16 protein-coding genes are annotated in these 15,278 nt (G+C 72.4%); 8 read left to right on the top strand and 8 right to left on the bottom strand.

Annotation, left to right across the window (positions count from 1 at the left end):
* Positions 1-62 precede the first annotated feature (62 nt).
* Entirely contained in the window at positions 63-416 is a 354-nt protein-coding gene (locus tag ACGFYN_RS33785) for an ArsR/SmtB family transcription factor (protein WP_393869737.1), read from the top strand.
* Here ACGFYN_RS33785 and ACGFYN_RS33790 read toward each other — a convergent pair.
* Complete coding sequence (locus ACGFYN_RS33790) at positions 339-1,724, bottom strand: nucleobase:cation symporter-2 family protein (RefSeq protein WP_393869738.1); 1,386 nt, start codon at positions 1,722-1,724, stop codon at positions 339-341. The genes ACGFYN_RS33785 and ACGFYN_RS33790 overlap by 78 nt on opposite strands.
* Before the next feature lie 125 nt (positions 1,725-1,849).
* A complete protein-coding gene (locus ACGFYN_RS33795; RefSeq protein WP_393869739.1) occupies positions 1,850-3,205 on the bottom strand; it encodes an FAD-dependent oxidoreductase in 1,356 nt (451 codons plus the stop codon).
* Positions 3,206-3,395: 190 nt separating this feature from the next.
* On the opposite strand from ACGFYN_RS33795, the gene ACGFYN_RS33800 reads away from it, so the two are divergent.
* A complete protein-coding gene (locus tag ACGFYN_RS33800) occupies positions 3,396-3,875 on the top strand; it encodes a DUF6214 family protein (protein ID WP_393869740.1) in 480 nt (159 codons plus the stop codon).
* 10 nt (positions 3,876-3,885) lie between these two features.
* Here ACGFYN_RS33800 and ACGFYN_RS33805 read toward each other — a convergent pair whose 3' ends face one another.
* Entirely contained in the window at positions 3,886-4,605 is a 720-nt protein-coding gene (locus ACGFYN_RS33805; protein WP_393869741.1) for a TetR/AcrR family transcriptional regulator, read from the bottom strand.
* A 260-nt stretch (positions 4,606-4,865) separates the two neighbouring features.
* On the opposite strand from ACGFYN_RS33805, the gene ACGFYN_RS33810 reads away from it, so the two are divergent.
* Entirely contained in the window at positions 4,866-5,096 is a 231-nt protein-coding gene (locus tag ACGFYN_RS33810) for a DUF2630 family protein (protein WP_393869742.1), read from the top strand.
* A gap of 196 nt (positions 5,097-5,292) precedes the next feature.
* Here ACGFYN_RS33810 and ACGFYN_RS33815 read toward each other — a convergent pair whose 3' ends face one another.
* The 4 genes from ACGFYN_RS33815 to ACGFYN_RS33830 all read right to left on the bottom strand — a co-directional run bounded on the left by ACGFYN_RS33815 (position 5,293) and on the right by ACGFYN_RS33830 (position 8,453).
* Positions 5,293-5,982 (bottom strand): HAD family hydrolase, encoded by a 690-nt coding sequence (locus ACGFYN_RS33815; protein WP_393869826.1) that lies wholly within the window; start codon positions 5,980-5,982, stop codon positions 5,293-5,295.
* 64 nt (positions 5,983-6,046) lie between these two features.
* Positions 6,047-6,718, bottom strand: a complete 672-nt coding sequence (locus ACGFYN_RS33820; protein ID WP_393869743.1) for a phosphatase PAP2 family protein — start codon at positions 6,716-6,718, stop codon at positions 6,047-6,049.
* 116 nt (positions 6,719-6,834) lie between these two features.
* The gene (locus ACGFYN_RS33825; RefSeq protein ID WP_393869744.1) at positions 6,835-7,770 is read right to left on the bottom strand and encodes a M56 family metallopeptidase; all 936 of its coding nucleotides are present in this window, start codon (positions 7,768-7,770) and stop codon (positions 6,835-6,837) included.
* A 140-nt stretch (positions 7,771-7,910) separates the two neighbouring features.
* Positions 7,911-8,453 (bottom strand): DUF5134 domain-containing protein, encoded by a 543-nt coding sequence (locus tag ACGFYN_RS33830; protein ID WP_393869745.1) that lies wholly within the window; start codon positions 8,451-8,453, stop codon positions 7,911-7,913.
* Positions 8,454-8,629: 176 nt separating this feature from the next.
* Here ACGFYN_RS33830 and ACGFYN_RS33835 point away from each other — a divergent pair, with 176 nt between their 5' ends.
* From ACGFYN_RS33835 to ACGFYN_RS33855, 5 genes are all read left to right on the top strand, one after another.
* Positions 8,630-10,288 (top strand): FUSC family protein, encoded by a 1,659-nt coding sequence (locus tag ACGFYN_RS33835; RefSeq protein ID WP_393869746.1) that lies wholly within the window; start codon positions 8,630-8,632, stop codon positions 10,286-10,288.
* Complete coding sequence (locus ACGFYN_RS33840; RefSeq protein ID WP_393869747.1) at positions 10,285-10,827, top strand: MarR family winged helix-turn-helix transcriptional regulator; 543 nt, start codon at positions 10,285-10,287, stop codon at positions 10,825-10,827. Before ACGFYN_RS33835 ends, ACGFYN_RS33840 begins: the two co-directional genes overlap by 4 nt.
* A gap of 130 nt (positions 10,828-10,957) precedes the next feature.
* Positions 10,958-13,531, top strand: coding sequence for a cellulosome protein (locus ACGFYN_RS33845; RefSeq protein ID WP_393869748.1), 2,574 nt, complete (start codon positions 10,958-10,960; stop codon positions 13,529-13,531).
* 34 nt (positions 13,532-13,565) lie between these two features.
* Positions 13,566-13,859, top strand: a complete 294-nt coding sequence (locus tag ACGFYN_RS33850; protein ID WP_393869749.1) for a DUF1905 domain-containing protein — start codon at positions 13,566-13,568, stop codon at positions 13,857-13,859.
* Positions 13,860-13,964: 105 nt separating this feature from the next.
* A complete protein-coding gene (locus ACGFYN_RS33855; RefSeq protein ID WP_393869750.1) occupies positions 13,965-14,888 on the top strand; it encodes a GNAT family N-acetyltransferase in 924 nt (307 codons plus the stop codon).
* On the opposite strand, the gene ACGFYN_RS33860 is transcribed toward ACGFYN_RS33855, so the two are convergent.
* The gene (locus ACGFYN_RS33860) at positions 14,870-15,262 is read right to left on the bottom strand and encodes a VOC family protein (protein WP_393869751.1); all 393 of its coding nucleotides are present in this window, start codon (positions 15,260-15,262) and stop codon (positions 14,870-14,872) included. The genes ACGFYN_RS33855 and ACGFYN_RS33860 overlap by 19 nt on opposite strands.
* Positions 15,263-15,278 lie beyond the last annotated feature (16 nt).

Below are 15,278 nucleotides of genomic sequence, written 5' to 3' on the forward strand. Positions count from 1 at the left end.
CGTACGATACTCATCGTAGTACGTCAGATGTCAAACTACGACGGTTCTCGTACAATAACTCCGTGAGTACCGCCCCCGCCACCAGCAGCCGCGACCTGCCGCACCCCGCGAGCGGGGACATCCGGCTGGAAGCCGTGCTGCACGCGCTCTCCGACCCGATGCGGCTGCAGATCGTGCGTGAGCTCGCCGCCGACAGCGACGAGCTCACGTGCTCGCAGTTCGTCCTGCCGGTGACCAAGTCCACGACCACGCACCATTTCCGGGTGCTGCGCGAGGCGGGGGTGATCCGGCAGTGCTACCGGGGGACGGCCAAGATGAACGGCCTGCGCCGGGACGACCTAGAGGACCTCTTCCCGGGGCTCCTCGACGCCCTGCTCGCCGCCGCCGCCCGGCAGGCCGTCCGCCTCGGCGGCTGAAGTCGCCTTCGCGGGGCGGTGGTTGAAGAGCAGGTTCAGCGCGATCGCCGTCAGGCAGCCGGCGCTGATGCCGCTGTTCATCACCGTCTGGAACCAGTCGGGGAACCTCGCGTAGACCGTCGGCGCGCCGACCGGCAGCATGCCCACGGCGACCGACACCGCCACGACCGTGAGGTTGTGGTTGTCCTTGAAGTCCACCTGCGCCAGGGTCCTGAGGCCGCTCGCGGCCACCGTCCCGAACATCACCAGACCCGCACCGCCCAGCACGGGCGCCGGTATCGCCGCGACCACCGCGCCCAGCTTGGGCAGCAGCCCGAGCAGCACCAGGATGCCGCCCGCGGCGGCCACGACCCAGCGGCTGCGCACCCGGGTCATGCCGACGAGGCCGACGTTCTGCGCGTACGCCGTGTACGGGAAGGTGTTGAAGACGCCGCCCAGAACGGTCCACAGGCCGTCGGCGCGCAGCCCGTCCGCGAGAGGGCGCGGCTCGACCCTGCGCCCGGTCATCTCGCCGACGGCGATCAGGTCACCGGTCGTCTCGGTCATCGTCACCAGCGCCACGACCAGCATCGACACGATCGCCGAGACATGGAAGGTGGGCGTGCCGAAGTGGAAGGGCGTGCTGATGCCCAGCCAGTCGGCGTCGCCGACCCCGCCGAAGTCGGTGAACCCGAAGGGGACCGCCACCGCAAGGCCCACCACGATGCCGATCAGTACGGCGACACGACTCACGAACGGCGGCGCGAACCGCTGCACACCCAGCACCACGAGCAGGACGAAGGCGGCCAGCGCCAGGTTCTTCGGCTCGCCGAAGTCCTTCGAACCGGCGCCGCCCGCGGCCCAGTTGCCCGCGACCGGCAGCAGCGAGACGCCGATGATCAGGATGACGGTGCCGGTGACCAGCGGCGGGAAGAAGCGCAGCAGCCTGCCGAAGACCGGCGCGAGCAGCATGATCGCGAGCCCCGCGACGATCACCGAGCCGTAGATCGCGGGCAGTCCGCCACCCGTCGTGCCGATGAGCACCATCGGCGACACCGCCGCGAACGTACAGCCCTGCATGATCGGCAGCCGCACGCCGAACCGCCAGCAGCCCACGCACTGGACGAGCGTCGCGATCCCGCACACCAGCAGGTCGGCGGTGATCAGATACGCCAGGTCCGCGGGCGACAGCTTCATCGCGCCGCCCACGATCAGCGGCACCGCCACCGCGCCCGCGTACATCGCGAGCACGTGCTGCAGCCCGAAGGCGGCCAACTGCCGTACGGGTGGGACCTCGTCCACCGGGTGGACGGGGGCGGTCGTGGTCATGGGCACTCCAGGGCGGCGGAGAGGGGACGTGCGAACAGCACGAGACCGTAAGGGACTTGAACAGTTTGTTGATTTCCGGACTGTTGCCACTGCGTGTCCTGCCCACCGAGCGGCCTCCGACTCCGCTACGGCGCCTGCGATGCGCCCGCCGTCCGCGCCGCCGCCAGCAGCGACTCCCAGTCCGCCAGCTTGACGACGCCGCGGCCCAGCGAGGCCCCGAGGGCCGCCTCGGCCCGCTCGATCGCCTGCCATCCCGACCACTCGACCGGCTCGGCACCCTCCGCGCGCAGCGCCGCGACCGGATCCCTCGGCGGCCGTTCGCGTACGAGCGCGGAGGCGTCGTCCAGCAGCGACAGCACCGTCTCCTTGGCGCACGGACGGTTGGTGCCGATCACGCCGGTCGGGCCGCGCTTGATCCAGCCCGCCACGTACTCGCCCGGCGCGACCGCGCCCGCACGGACGACGCGTCCCGCCAGGTGGGGGACGGTGCCGCTCGACGCGTCGAACGGCAGCCCCTCCAGCGGCACTCCGCGATATCCCACCGAACGCAGCACCAACTGCGCCTCGACGTCCTCGAATTGCCCCGTGCCCCGCACGCCGCCGCGCCCGTCCGGCTCCGTCCGCTCGAAGCGCACGGCGCCCACCCGCCCGCCGTCCGCGAGCAGTTCGGCCGGGCGCAGGAAGAAGCGCAGCCGGATGCGGCGCGGGGCGTCCTCGTTTGGCACCTGGGCCCAGCCGCGCAGCACCTCCACGTTGCGCCGCCGGGCCGCCGGCAGCGCGGAGAGATCCGCGCACCCGGGATCCAGCGCCAACTCCGCCGGATCCACGAGGAGTCCGGCGCCCGGCAGGCCGCCCAGCTCGCGCAGTTCCTTGGTGGTGAAGCGGGCCTGGGACGGGCCGCGCCGGCCCACCATGTGGATGTCGCCGATCCGGCTCGCGGCCAGCGCGCGAAGCGCCGCCTGCGGCATGTCGGTCGGGCTCAGTTCCGCCGGGCCCCGGGCCAGTATCCGGGTGACGTCCACCGCGACGTTGCCCACGCCGATCACCACGGCCGACCGTACGTCACGCAGGAAACCGTCGTCGGCAGCGTCCGGATGGGCGCTGTACCAGGACACGAACTCCGTCGCCGACCAACTGCCCGGCAGATCCTCGCCGGGGATGCCGAGATGGCGGTCGGTGGCCGCGCCCACGCAGTACACGACCGCGTGGTACAGCTGCCTCAACCTCGCCGCGGCCAGCCCGCCGGGGCCGACCCGCACCGCGCCGAGGAAGCGCACCCGCTCGTGCTCCAGGACCGTACGCAGGTTGTTCTGCAGCGACTTGATCTTCTCGTGGTCGGGTGCGACGCCGTAGCGGACAAGGCCGTAGGGGCACGGCAGCCGGTCGATGACGTCGACGCGCACGTCGGAATCGAGCTGGACGAGATTCTGCGCGGTGTAGACCCCGCTCGGCCCCGAGCCGACGACGGCGACACGCAACACGGCGGAACTCCCTACGAGAGGAGATCGCTGACGGCTCCAGCATCGCACCGCCGCTGCTCCGCTGACAGGGTGCAGGCACGCTGTGAACGTGCGTGTCCGCTCTCGCGGTATGTGGTCAAGTGGTTACGTTCCGCGTGTGCTAGAAGCATCCTTTCTTAATCTTTCTGATCGTTGTCCGACGGATGGCACGGTGTCCGTATGGCCCGCGTGGGAAGTGCGGGAGGACGAGCGCGCCACGACGTGGTTCACCGTCCGGCTGGGCTTCGGCGACGGCGCCCGCATCGACGCGCTCGCCGTGGTCGGCGGCGGGTCCGTCTCGCTGGAGGAGATCCGGGCCCAGCCACCCCTGTCCCTGGACGACCTCGCGGAACTCGCCGACTGGATCGAGGAACCGCTCTTCCGGGCCTGCGTCCCCGGCCCCGATCCCGCCGCCGTGCACCACGCGACCGCGGGCTCCCGGCGGGCCCGGCCCCTCTGGCCCCACGGCATCGAAGGCCGGCGCCGCATCGCACAGGAGTACCGCACCGCACAGCAACAGGGCGCCGACCCCGTTCTCGCCGTGATGTGCGCGACCGGTCACAGCCGCCGTAAATCGCTCCGGCTGATCTCACAGGCGCGCGACTCAGGGTTCTTGACGCCCCGTCATGTGCGCCGCAGAGCCGTCTCGTAGCGACGGACGCCTACAACTGACCTGACTGTTCCGACGTGTTGGACGGCTCCGCCGGGTCCGGCCGTTCGCCCGGTTCCTCGCCGGTCTCGAAGAACCGTGACAGGTCCGAGTCGCCGCTCCCGGCGGTTGCCGCGCCGCTGCCCGGCGGTGTGCCCATCTCCCAGTCGAGCCGGTAGCGCTTGAACAGCTCGGCCCGCAGCGTCGTGATCGGCATCGGGACGTTCGGCAGCACCATCGCGTAGACGGCACCCATCAGCAGGGACCGCATCATCGGATAGTCCCCGTCGGCGTCCTGCGACCCGCGCCGGGTGACCACCTCCCGCAGCAGTTCGGCCAGGCGCTGCTGCTCCGGGCACTGCACGAAGCCCTCCGCCTGCAGCAGCCCCGCCATGTGCTGGCGCATCAGCACGGGACGGTCCCGGCCCAGACTCAGGATCGCGTCGATGGCCCGCGCCATCCGCTCCCGGCCGTCCTCGCTGCGCGGCTCCCGCTCCACCGCCTCCTCCAGCGTGCGGTGCATCAGCCGGTGCACCGCGGACTGCACGAGCTGGCGTTTTCCCGGGAAGTAGTACGAGACCAGACCACGCGCCGAGCCGGCTCTGTCCGCGATGTCGGCGAGCGTCGTCGCCTCGTAGCCGCGCTCACCGACCAACTCGACGGCCGCCTGCAGAAGCCGCTCCCGGGAACGCCGCCGCAACTCTTCATTGACCGAGGCGCTGCGCGGGGACATGCTTAACTCCTGCGTTGACTGGCTGCCAGCCAACTATACTCAGCAGCGTCACGATCGGCGCTCCGTAGGGGCTGGTCAGGGCTGCCGTCCGTCTGGGGCGACGCGGGGGATCGTCTCAGGCGGGCGGTCACTTCGCCCGGATGGTGTCCTCAGGCTACTTCCCGGATCGCGCCCGGACATCCACATCCGCACTCCCGTCGCACAACGGCCCGCCCGTCCCTAAAGTGGGCACGAATGCCGAGCGGAGGAGGCCTGCGGAGATGGAACAGGACCAGCAGATCCTGGCAGAGAACGAGCGCAAGCTCCGTACGTCCCTCTCGGCCGGCGAGATCGACAGCACGACGGAACGCCAGCGTCTCGGCGAGCTGGAACGCGAACTCGACCAGTGCTGGGACCTCTTGCGGCAGCGGCGTGCGAAGACGGAGTACGGGGAGAACCCCGACGAGGCGGCTGTACGCCCGTCGACGCAGGTGGAGGGCTACCTGGAGTGAGCGGGCCGCGGCGGTGACGCGGCGGCCCGAGTCCGGTTTCCGGCCGGTCCACAGGGTCCCGTACCGCTCGGTCCGCCAACTCCCGTACTCCGCGGTCCGCCACGTTCGATACCGCCCGGTCCGCCCGGTCCGCCCGGTCCGCCCGGTCCGCCCGGTCCGCCCGGTCCGCCCGGTCCGCCAGGTCCGCCAGGTCCGGTCAGTCCACCAGGTCCAGCACGGCCCGCAGTGCGTCCGGCCGTTCGCTCGCGGGCAGGTGGTCCACCATGTGCACCCGGCAGCCGAGGGCCGCCGCGCCGCCGTCCGCGCGCCGGTCGTCCCCGACCATCAGCACGTCCTCGGGCTCGACCTCGAGCGCCTCGCAGGCCACCGCGAACAGCCGCGGGTCGGGCTTCTGGATGCCGTGTTCGTACGACAGGACGTACGTGTCCACGAACTGGTCCAGGTTGTGCTCGCGGAAGACCGGGCGCAGGTCCCAGCCGATGTTGCTGACCACACCGATGCCGATCCCGCGCTCGCACAGCCCGTACAGCACCTCGGCGGCGTCGGGGTAGGGCGCCCACGCCGCCGGCGTCTTGTGCCGGTCGTACAGTGCGTCGTGCAACGCCGGGTCGGGCAGCGGCACTTGGCGGGAGAGACCGGTGTAAGCAGCCCGGTGCAGCTCGGCGCTCTGGTCCCGGACCGGCCATATCTCGGCGAGGCTGTCGGGCAGTTGCGCCGGAGGGGCCCCGCCGGGCAGCGCCCCCGCCACGTGGAGCGCCTTGGCCGCCTGGCTCAACTCGGCTTCGGGGAGCGCGATCTCGGCCTCGTGGAGCACCGCGCGCAGCCAGGACTCGGTGGACTCGATGCGGAAGAGGGTGCCGGAGAAGTCGAACAGGACGGCCATCATCATGTGTGGATCTTACGGGTGCGTTCCGGTCGGCAAGAAGATCGCGGGCCGGTGGGGGCCGGGCTCACGGCTGCCATCTCCGGTGGACGGCCACTGCCAGCGCCACGACCGTCGCGCCCAGGAGCCAGCCGCCCAGCACGTCGGACGGCCAGTGCACGCCCAGCCACACGCGCGTGAGCCCCACCCCGAGGACGGAGACGAGCGCCACCGCCAGTCCCGTACGCCACAGGGGGCGGCCGGGTCCGTAGCGGTGCAGGAGCCAGAGCAGCAGGCCGCAGACGATCGTGGCGGTCATCGCGTGGCCCGAGGGGAAGGCGGCGTAGTGGGCCGAGTCGACGGGGTCGCGCCAGGCCGGGCGCGGGCGGTCGACCGCGGCCTTGAGGACCTGTTGCAGCAGGGCGCCCACGGCGACGGCGGCCGCCAGCCACAGCGCCGTCCACCACGCCGAGCGCCGCCACACCAGCCACACCACGGCGGCCGCGGCCAGCAGGCGCATCGTCAACGGATCCCAGACCCAGTCCGTCAGGACGCGGAACGCGTGGGTGAGGGCGGTTTCGTCGACGGCCCAGCGGTGCGTGGTGCGGGAGATGTCGCCGTCGACGCCGATCAGTGGATGCCAGCGGATCGCGACCGGGACGAGCAGCAGCACGGAGCACAGGGCGAGAACGGCTGCGGCACGGGCGGCCGTGTGAGGGGCCGGCGAGCGGGTGGGGGAGTCGGCGGGCGAATGGTGCATAAGATGATCCTCGCCGACCGGCGAGGTGTGAAACCAGCGCCCGGGCGGCCCGCGCCTAGGGGTCCGTCTAGGGGGTGTCCGACAATTCCCGCCTGCCCCGCGACGCCTGGCACGCCCTAGCCCAGGGCCCGCAGCCCCGGCACGAACGCCACCAGCACCGGTACGACGGGCACCAGCGCGGCGCTCGCCGTCAGCCCAAGGCGCCGGACCGCCGGCAGCCGGTCGGGCGCGCTGAGCAGTCGGTGCACCCGCTGCGGAACGTGCGCCTGCGGTGCCGGTGAGGGGCCGAACACGCCCCGGTCCTCGTTCAGTTCGACGAGCGCGAGCGCTGTCGTCAGACGGCCGTGGCGGCGGGAGGCCATGTCGTCGGCGGCGAGTTCGACCAGGCGGTGCATCTCGCCGCGGAACGCCGCGAACACCGGCACCTGCGGAAACCCGCCCGCCAGCGCGTCCGAGCAGTGCAGCAGCCAGTCGTGCCGGGCCTGCGCGTGCCCCTGCTCGTGGGCGAGGACGGCGTCCAGCTGCCGGCCCTTCAGCCGGCGCAGCGCGGCGGTGGTGACGACGAGCTGGGGTGCGGCACCGGGCAGCCACCAGGCGTCGGGCCGTTCGCCCTCCAGCACGACCAGCCGGCCACTCGCGGCTTCCTCACCGGGCAACAGCGGGGCCTGGAGCTGGAGTTCGGCCCGGCGCCGCCGACTGCGCGCACGCGCCCGCAGGACCTCCCTGACCAGCATGGTCCCGCTCCACAGACCGGCGGACGCGAGCGTCACCGCGGTCGCCGCGGCCAAGGGGCCGGTGGCGCCGAGCGCGTAGGCGTCCACGACGCCGTGCGGCGCCCCGGCGAACACGTGGCCGCGCACCGCCCGCCAGGCGGCCGCGGCGCTGAGGGTCATCGACAGCGCACAGCACAGCAGGACGGCCGCCACCACGCACTGCCACACCCACAGCGCGACCACCGGTTCACGGTCCTGCCAGCCCGCCCGGGCGAGCAGCCGGGGGGCCACGACGGCGGTCAGCGCGCCGAGCAGCAGCAGTGCCGCGGGGACCATCATGGCGCTCACCCTAGAAGCGGACACGGGCCCGGCATACGGTCTGTCGCGCAAAGTGACGCAATCAACGGTTGCCCGAACGGAGCCCTGGCTCAAAGCGCGCGACGAGATCCAGCCTCGCAGCCGCCACATCGGGACCAGGCTCAGAGCGTGAGCAGCATCGCCACCATCGCGATCCCCATCGACAGCCGGCACGCCTTCGCGAGCTCCGGCCGGTCGCCCCACCCGACGGCCCCGCCGCCCGCAGCCACCGGCACGAGCCGCACGCCCGACAGCAGCACGTACCCCGTGAAGTAGAGCAGAAGGACCCCGGTCAGCAGGGGCACCCCGGACGTCGTGCCGTGCCCGGCGTGGTGGCCCGGGGACGCGGCCATCACGACCGCCATGTAGACCATGGCCGAGGCGCCCACCAGGTGGTGCAGATGGTGCCGGCTCGCTCGCGCCGAGAACAGGGCGCGCAGCGCGGCGACGCCGAAAATGGCCGCGTACAGGGGCCAGGTCCAGGCAGGCGGGCTGAACACGGCCGCCGGCACGGCCATCGCGGCCATGCCGAAGCCCATCAGCGCCTCGCCGCCCGCGGACCGGCGCTGCTCCTCGACCGTGCTGCGCATCCGCACGAGGCAGTAGGCCCCGGTCGCCGCACACAGCGCGACCAGCAGCCAGCCGGGCGAAGCCGGTCCGTGCACGCGCACCTCCCCGCTCGACGGTGTCGACAGTGGGTGGCTTCCCACACCATGCGGCGCGCACGCAAGCGCAAGGGTGTACACGGGGAGCATTCGAGGGAGCACGGCAGGTGAGTGGCGGCCCGTAATGCGCTGGAGAATTTCATTCACGAGTAAAACACATGCTAACGTTATGTCGCATGACCCCAGCGACCCCCACCCCCGCCCCGCGCACCCGCCGCCTTCCCCTCGCCGGTGTCCTGCGCCTCGGCCGGCCCGCGGACATCTGGTTCAAGCCCGCACTGAGCGTGGTCGCCTCGGTCGCCCCGCCCAACCTGCTCCTGCTGGGCCTCGGCCGCCTCGACCTGGCGATGTACACGATGGCCGGGTCGCTGTGCGCGCTGTACGCCCACAACCGGCCGTACGCCGTCAGGGCCCGAGTCCTGGCCTGGGTGGTGCTCGGCATGGTCGGCGGTCTCGCCGTCTCCCTGGTCGCGGCCTCGCTCACGTCCAGCGCCGTCGTGCTCGTCACGGTCGGCGCCCTGCTGGCGGCGGCGCAGAAGGCGCTGTGCGACGCGACCCGCGTCGGCCCGCCCGGCAACGTGGTCCTGACCTTCATCACCTCCGCCTCCCTCTTCGCCCCCCAGACGCTCGGCCAGGTCCCCGGCCACCTCGCGCTGGCCGTCGCCGCGGGCGCGTGGTCCTGGCTCGTCGGCATGGCCCCCGGGCTGCTGCGCCCGCACGGCCCCGAGCGCCGGGCCACCGCGGGGGCCCTGAAGGCCGCTGCCGCCTACGCCGCCACGGGCGGCACCGCGGACGGCCACGCCCGCGCACGGGCCGCCGCGGCAGCCGCCGTACAGGCCGCCTGGCACTCGCTCCTGGCCGCGGGCGACACCCGCACCAGGCGCGGCCTCGAACGGCTCGTCGTCGGCGCCGAGGTCGCCCTCGCCGCACCCGCCGACACCGACCCGGCTCAACTGCGCACCTGGGCGGGCGAGTTGACCGGTACCGGCCCCGTCCCGCAGGTTCACGATCCCGCGGCAGCCGGTGAACTGCTCGGCGTTCAGGCCGAACTCGCCGTCCCGGCCCGCCCGTTGTGGGCACGACTCGGCCCGCTCGCCCCGATCGCCGTCCGCACCGCGCTGGGCTGCGCCCTCGCCGGCTACGCCTCCCTCGCCCTCGGCGTCGGCCGCCCCTACTGGGCCCTGGTCACCGCGGCCTCCCTCTACCAGGCCAACCTCGCCCTCACCTGGACCCGGGGCATCCAGCGCGTCGTCGGCAACCTCCTCGGCGTCCTGATCTTCGCCGCCGTCGTCCCGCTCGCCCACCTCGGTTCGGCGGCCCTAGTGCTGTGCTGCCTCGCCTTCAACTTCGGCGCAGAGGCGCTGATCGGCCGCAACTACTGGCTCGGCACCGTCTGCGTGACCCCGATGGCGCTGCTCATCACCGAGTTCACCGGATTCCAGGAGCCCGGACTGCTGATCACCGAGCGGGTCGTGGACACCGTCGTCGGCGCCCTGGTCGGCTTCCTCGCCGCGGCCGCCGTCACCAACCGGCGCTCCGGCGACCGGGTCGAGCACGCGCTGACCGCCGCCGAACGCGCGCGTGAGCACACCGCCCGGCTGCTGGGCGAGGCCGCCCCCGTTCCCGCCGCCGTGGAGTCCGCCCGCCGCACGCTCGCCGCCGCCCTGGCCGAGCTGCGCGCCACCGCCGACGCCGCCTCCGGCGAGTGGTGGCAGCGCGCCCTGCCCCAGGAGCGGGTCGTGCGCGCCGAGCAGGCCGGACACCGTACGCTCGCGGCTACGGTGCGGCACCAGGGGCTGCACCTGAGCGGCGAAGCGGAGGGCGTACGGCCATGACGGCACCGAACGGACGGCAGGCGGGGGCGAGCAGGGGTGACGACACCGTCTCCGCGGTCGTGCGGCAGTGGCAGGCCGTCCATCCCGACCTCGACACCGGCCCCATGGAGATCATCGGCCGCATCAACCGCTGCGCCGCCCTCCTCCAGCAGGCCGAGGACGCGCCGCTGCGCCGGGCCGGCCTCAGCCGTCCCGAGTTCGACCTGCTGGGCGCGCTGCGCCGCACCGGCCACGAACTGACCCCCGGCGACCTGGCACGCGAGACCTTCTCCTCGGGCGCCGCCGTCACCAAACGCCTCAAGCAGCTGACCGAGCGCGGCCTGGTGGAGCGCCGCGGCGACACCCGCGACCGCCGCGTGGCCCACGTCCGCCTGACGGACGCCGGCCGTGACCTGGTCGACGGCATCCTCCCCGAGCAGCTGTCCTACGAGACCGCCGTACTGGCCGTGCTGGACCCGCAGGGACAGGGCGAACTGGCCGGACTCCTCGGCGAGTTGCTGGGCCGTCTCGAGGGGCGCCTCGGCGCGCTCCGCGCCTGAACGGCCGCCGCCTCCGCACCTTTCGGAGGCGGCGATCCCGTTGACGTGATCGGCATCCACTCCCTACGTTCGACCGAACCGGTTCGAATCTCCGACTGGCGTACGACATGCCGAACGAAGGTGGGATGCCGTGACATCGCAGACGCTGACGGTCGACCTGGCCGCCGGGACGGGCCCCTTCCACGGCGGAGCGAGCGGCACGCTCTACGGCCTCTACGGCGACGGAGTGCCCAGCCGTGCCGTCGTCGAGGGCATGTACGTCCGCACGGTCAGCACCAAGGCCCAGGACGGTATCCAGCACCCCGGCGCCGACGCCCTGGAGATCCTGCCGTCCTTCGTCGCGGCAGGCGGCCAGGACGTCTACGTCTACCTCAGCGACATCCACCGCGGCTTCCCCTACGAGTGGCCGGGCGCCACCGGCGAGGAACGGCTCAGCGCCTACCTGGCGGCCGTCCGCCACCACGTCGCACAGACGCGGACGCTGGGAACGCTCAAGTCCCATGTCGTGTATGTGCCGTTCAACGAACCTGAGGGCAACATGTTCGGCGAGGGGGAGTGGAGCTACGACGGCGTCTGCTGGCGCACCGATCCGCGCCGCTACTTCGCGGCCTGGCAGGAGACGTACCGCCTCATCAAGGGCCTGGACCCCGAGGCGCGCATCGCCGGCCCCAACACCTGCGTCCTGTACCCCGAGGTGCGCGGCTTCCTGGAGTTCGCGCGCGACCACGGCGTGCTCCCCGACGTGATGACCTGGCACGAGCTGTCCTCACCCGACGAGGTCCGCACGAACGTCACCAAGTATCGAGATCTTGAGCGGGAGTTGGGCATCGGCCCGCTGCCCGTCAACCTCAACGAGTACGCACACAACTACCACTTGTCCGTCCCGGGGCAGATGATCCAGTGGATCGCCGCCATCGAGGAGTCCAAGGTCGACGCCGACATGGCGTACTGGAACATCGCCGGAAACCTCAACGACTCGGCGGTGGAGGCCAACAAGGGCAACGGCCAGTGGTGGCTGTTCAACGCCTACGGCCGGATGAGCGGCGACACGGTCCGCGTCACCCCGCCGCGGCCCAACGTGCAGTACACGCTGCAGGGCGTCGCCACGCTCGACCGGTACAAGAGACAGGCCCGGCTGCTGTTCGGCGGCGCGAGCGGCGCCGCGGACCTCGTGTTCGCAGGGATCGATGCGGACGTGTTCGGCAGCCTCGTCCACGTAAGGCTTGAGGAGATCCCCTGGAGCGGCCAAGTCGGCGTGTGCGAGCGGCCGTTGCGCATGCTCGACACCGAACTGCCGGTCAGGGACGGCCGGGTGGCACTGTCTGTGGCCGAGCTCGACGAGATGTCCGCCTATCACCTGATCGTCGCCCCCGGCGGCAAGGGCGCCACGCCCCAGACACCCCCGGCGGCCCGGCGTCGTACGTACCTGGCCGAGGACGCCACCTACACCGGCGGCGGCTACACGAAGAACGGCCCCGAGGGATCCCCTTCCGCCGTCGACAAGTTCGCGACCTCCGGCGGCTACCACGTCGGTGGCCTGCGCACCGGCTCCGACGGCGTGCTCGCCTTCGACGTCGAGGCCCCGCGCGACGGGACGTACGACATCAGGGTGTTCGCGAACTCCCACAACCTGGCCGATCTGGTGCGCGAGAACGGCCCCACCAACGTCTTCCTGCGCATCGACGGCGAGGACCCGCGCGAGCTGCGACTGCCCCTCGGCTACAAGTGGGCGGTGTGGGGCCACACCGACACAGAGGCCCAACTGACCGCGGGCCCGCACCGGATCACCCTCGCCGCGCACGACCCCGAACTCGGCGCGACCAAGGGAGACGCCGTCGTCGACAAGCTGGACCTTGTCCCGCGCGAGGGGCACGAGGAGCGGGAGGACGTGTACGAGGCCGAATACGCGGTGCTCGGCGCGGGCGCCCGGACCGAGTACGCCCACCTCGGTGCCTCCGGCCCCGGTGCCGCCGTCGTCCCTCGCGGCGGTACCGTCACCTTCTGGGTGCACGCCGCGGACGACGGCGAGGCGACGGTCACCGTCGACCTGCTCGGGCCCGGCGAAGGCCTGCTCACGGTCAACGACGAGGAACTCGGGCGCGTGCAGCGCGGCGCCGTCCCGCTGTTCCTGGCCGGAGGCATCAACAAGGTGACGGTGACCGGGACTTCGGAAGACCTGGTCGTGGATCGGCTGCGCGTCGCCCCGTCCCGCGGGCTGCTGCCCACGTCCGCCGCCGCCGCCGACGAGGGCGTCCTGACCGGCACCGCACGCGTGACGGGCCACTCGTACGCAACGGGCGGCAAGGCGGTCGACGGTATCGGCGCGGGCCCCGGCAACGCGCTCACCCTGACGGTGACCGCCCGGCGCGCCGGACGCCACGCGCTCACGATCCGCTACTCCAACGGCGAGCAGGCGCCCGCCACCCACTACAACCCCGACCCGGTCTGCCGCCACGCGGACATCTCCGTCGCCGGAGCCGCCCCGCACCGCGTCCTGTTCCCCACCACCTTCCACTTCAACAACTTCTGGAACCTCTCCGTCCCAGTGACCCTGAACGAGGGCGCCAACACGATCACCTTCACCGCCGACGAACTGCCCGACTTCGACGGTCTCACCCGCAACGGGTACGGACAGCGCTCGGCGTACGCCCCGGTGATCGACCAGGTCACGGTGACACCACTCGTCCCAGGGGCCCTGGGGTGACGGGGACCCGCATGCCGAACAGGGGGACACGACCGTGGAGTTCACATTCGCCGGCCGGGTGGTCGAGTGGCGCGGCCCGGCGCCCTACTACTACCTGCCCGTGCCCGGCGAGGAGTCCGCGGACATCCGCGAGGTCGCCGCGCAGGCCACATACGGCTGGGGCGTGATCCCCGTCGCCGCGCGGATCGGCGACGTCGACTTCGAGACCTGCCTGTTTCCCAAGGACGGCGGCTACCTGCTGCCGTTGAAGGCCGCCGTCCGCCGTCCGCGGAAGATCACGGCCGGGGACGAGGTCACCGTCGAGATGACGGTCCGGCTGCGGCGCTGACGGCGATACCCGCTCGCGCACACAGGCGCGTTCGCCGTACGCTCGCCCCGTACCGCACCGCATGGCGGCCTCCAGCCCACCCCTTTCGTGCCCGGAGGTTCCCGCATGTCCGCGTTCACGGTGCGCCCCTTCCGCCGCGACGACCGCGACCAGCTCACCGACCTGATCAACGCGCACGTCGCCGCCGTCGTGCCCGGCGTCTCCGTCTCGGTCAACACCGTCCTGAGCGACCTGGAGCGGCAGCCCGGCGAGGCCATCACCGACCCCTGGGTCGGCGAGCGCGTGACGCTCGTCGCCGAGCGGCGCCGCGCCGTCGTGGCCGCCGCCCACCTGCTGCGCTACGGCGCCGGCGAGGAGGTCGGCGCGGCCTACCGGGACGCCGGCGAGATCGACTGGTTCGTCCACTGGCCGCCGGCGTCCTTCAGGCCGGACTCGGCGGCCGCCGCCGACGGGCTGATGGCCGCGTGCCTGGCCCAGTTCGCCCGCTGGGACGTCCGCGTGCGATACGCGGACGGCGCCCTCCCGGCACCGGCCGTCTACGGCCTGCCCCTCAACTGGCCCCACGTGCGCGCCCTGTACGAACGCTCCGGCTTCCGCCACACCGGCGACACGGAGGCCGTCCTGATCGCGCGGGTGACCGACCTGCCGATGCCCCAACCCCCTGCGGGCCTCACCTTCGCGCGCACGGTGGGGGAGTGCGGCACGCGTTTCACGGCGTACGACGCCGAGGGCGCCTCCCACGGCTTCATCGAGGTCGACACCGCGCTGGGCCGCCCGGAGCGGCACGTCCGCGCGACCGGCCTCGCCGACACCGGCAATCTGCACATCGACCCCGCCGCGCACGGAACCGGCCTGGAACGGCACCTTCTCGCCCAGGCCGCCGACTGGCTCCGCCTGTGCGGCGTCGACCGCCTCCTCGCCTACGAATCAGCCGACGACAAGGCGGCGATCGCCCTGCTGCTGGGCGCCGGATTCCGGGAGCTGACCCGAACCGACCGCCGCTGGGAGCATCAGATACCGGGCCGGTAGCGGATCGGATGGTCCTCCGGCACCTCGACGAGCACGATCTGCGTCCCGTCCGGATCCTTGATCCACATCTCGACCAGCCCCCAGGGCTCCTTCACCGGCGGGCGCACGATCTCGACCCCCTTGGCCAGCAGCTCCTCGTGCGCCGCGGCCGCGTCCGCGACCTGCAGCCACAGCCGCACGGCCGGGGAGGGCCCCGCCTCCGACCGCCCGGAGACCTCCAGGAAGCCACCGCCCAGGAAGTACACGGTTCCCCGCTCGGGTCCCGTACCGAACTCGCGGTAGACGGCGAGCCCCAGCTGCTCGCCGTAGAACCGCCGCGAGCGTTCGGGATCGATGGGCTGAAGAAGAGTCCGGCTGCTCAGAACATGCACCATGCATCCGGAGCCTACT

The organism is Streptomyces sp. NPDC048419 (assembly GCF_043200415.1).
In the GTDB taxonomy this organism is placed as follows: domain Bacteria; phylum Actinomycetota; class Actinomycetes; order Streptomycetales; family Streptomycetaceae; genus Streptomyces.

Excerpts from the sequence above, each read along its gene's own strand:
- ACGFYN_RS33805 (WP_393869741.1), bottom strand. The coding sequence starts at position 4,605 with ATGTCCCCGCGCAGCGCCTCGGTCAATGAAGAGTTGCGGCGGCGTTCC.
- ACGFYN_RS33860 (WP_393869751.1), bottom strand. The coding sequence starts at position 15,262 with ATGGTGCATGTTCTGAGCAGCCGGACTCTTCTTCAGCCCATCGATCCC.
- ACGFYN_RS33855 (WP_393869750.1), top strand. The coding sequence starts at position 13,965 with ATGTCCGCGTTCACGGTGCGCCCCTTCCGCCGCGACGACCGCGACCAG.
- ACGFYN_RS33815 (WP_393869826.1), bottom strand. The coding sequence starts at position 5,982 with ATGATGGCCGTCCTGTTCGACTTCTCCGGCACCCTCTTCCGCATCGAG.
- ACGFYN_RS33840 (WP_393869747.1), top strand. The coding sequence starts at position 10,285 with ATGACGGCACCGAACGGACGGCAGGCGGGGGCGAGCAGGGGTGACGAC.
- ACGFYN_RS33825 (WP_393869744.1), bottom strand. The coding sequence starts at position 7,770 with ATGATGGTCCCCGCGGCACTGCTGCTGCTCGGCGCGCTGACCGCCGTC.
- ACGFYN_RS33835 (WP_393869746.1), top strand. The coding sequence starts at position 8,630 with ATGACCCCAGCGACCCCCACCCCCGCCCCGCGCACCCGCCGCCTTCCC.
- ACGFYN_RS33810 (WP_393869742.1), top strand. The coding sequence starts at position 4,866 with ATGGAACAGGACCAGCAGATCCTGGCAGAGAACGAGCGCAAGCTCCGT.
- ACGFYN_RS33820 (WP_393869743.1), bottom strand. The coding sequence starts at position 6,718 with ATGCACCATTCGCCCGCCGACTCCCCCACCCGCTCGCCGGCCCCTCAC.
- ACGFYN_RS33790 (WP_393869738.1), bottom strand. The coding sequence starts at position 1,724 with ATGACCACGACCGCCCCCGTCCACCCGGTGGACGAGGTCCCACCCGTA.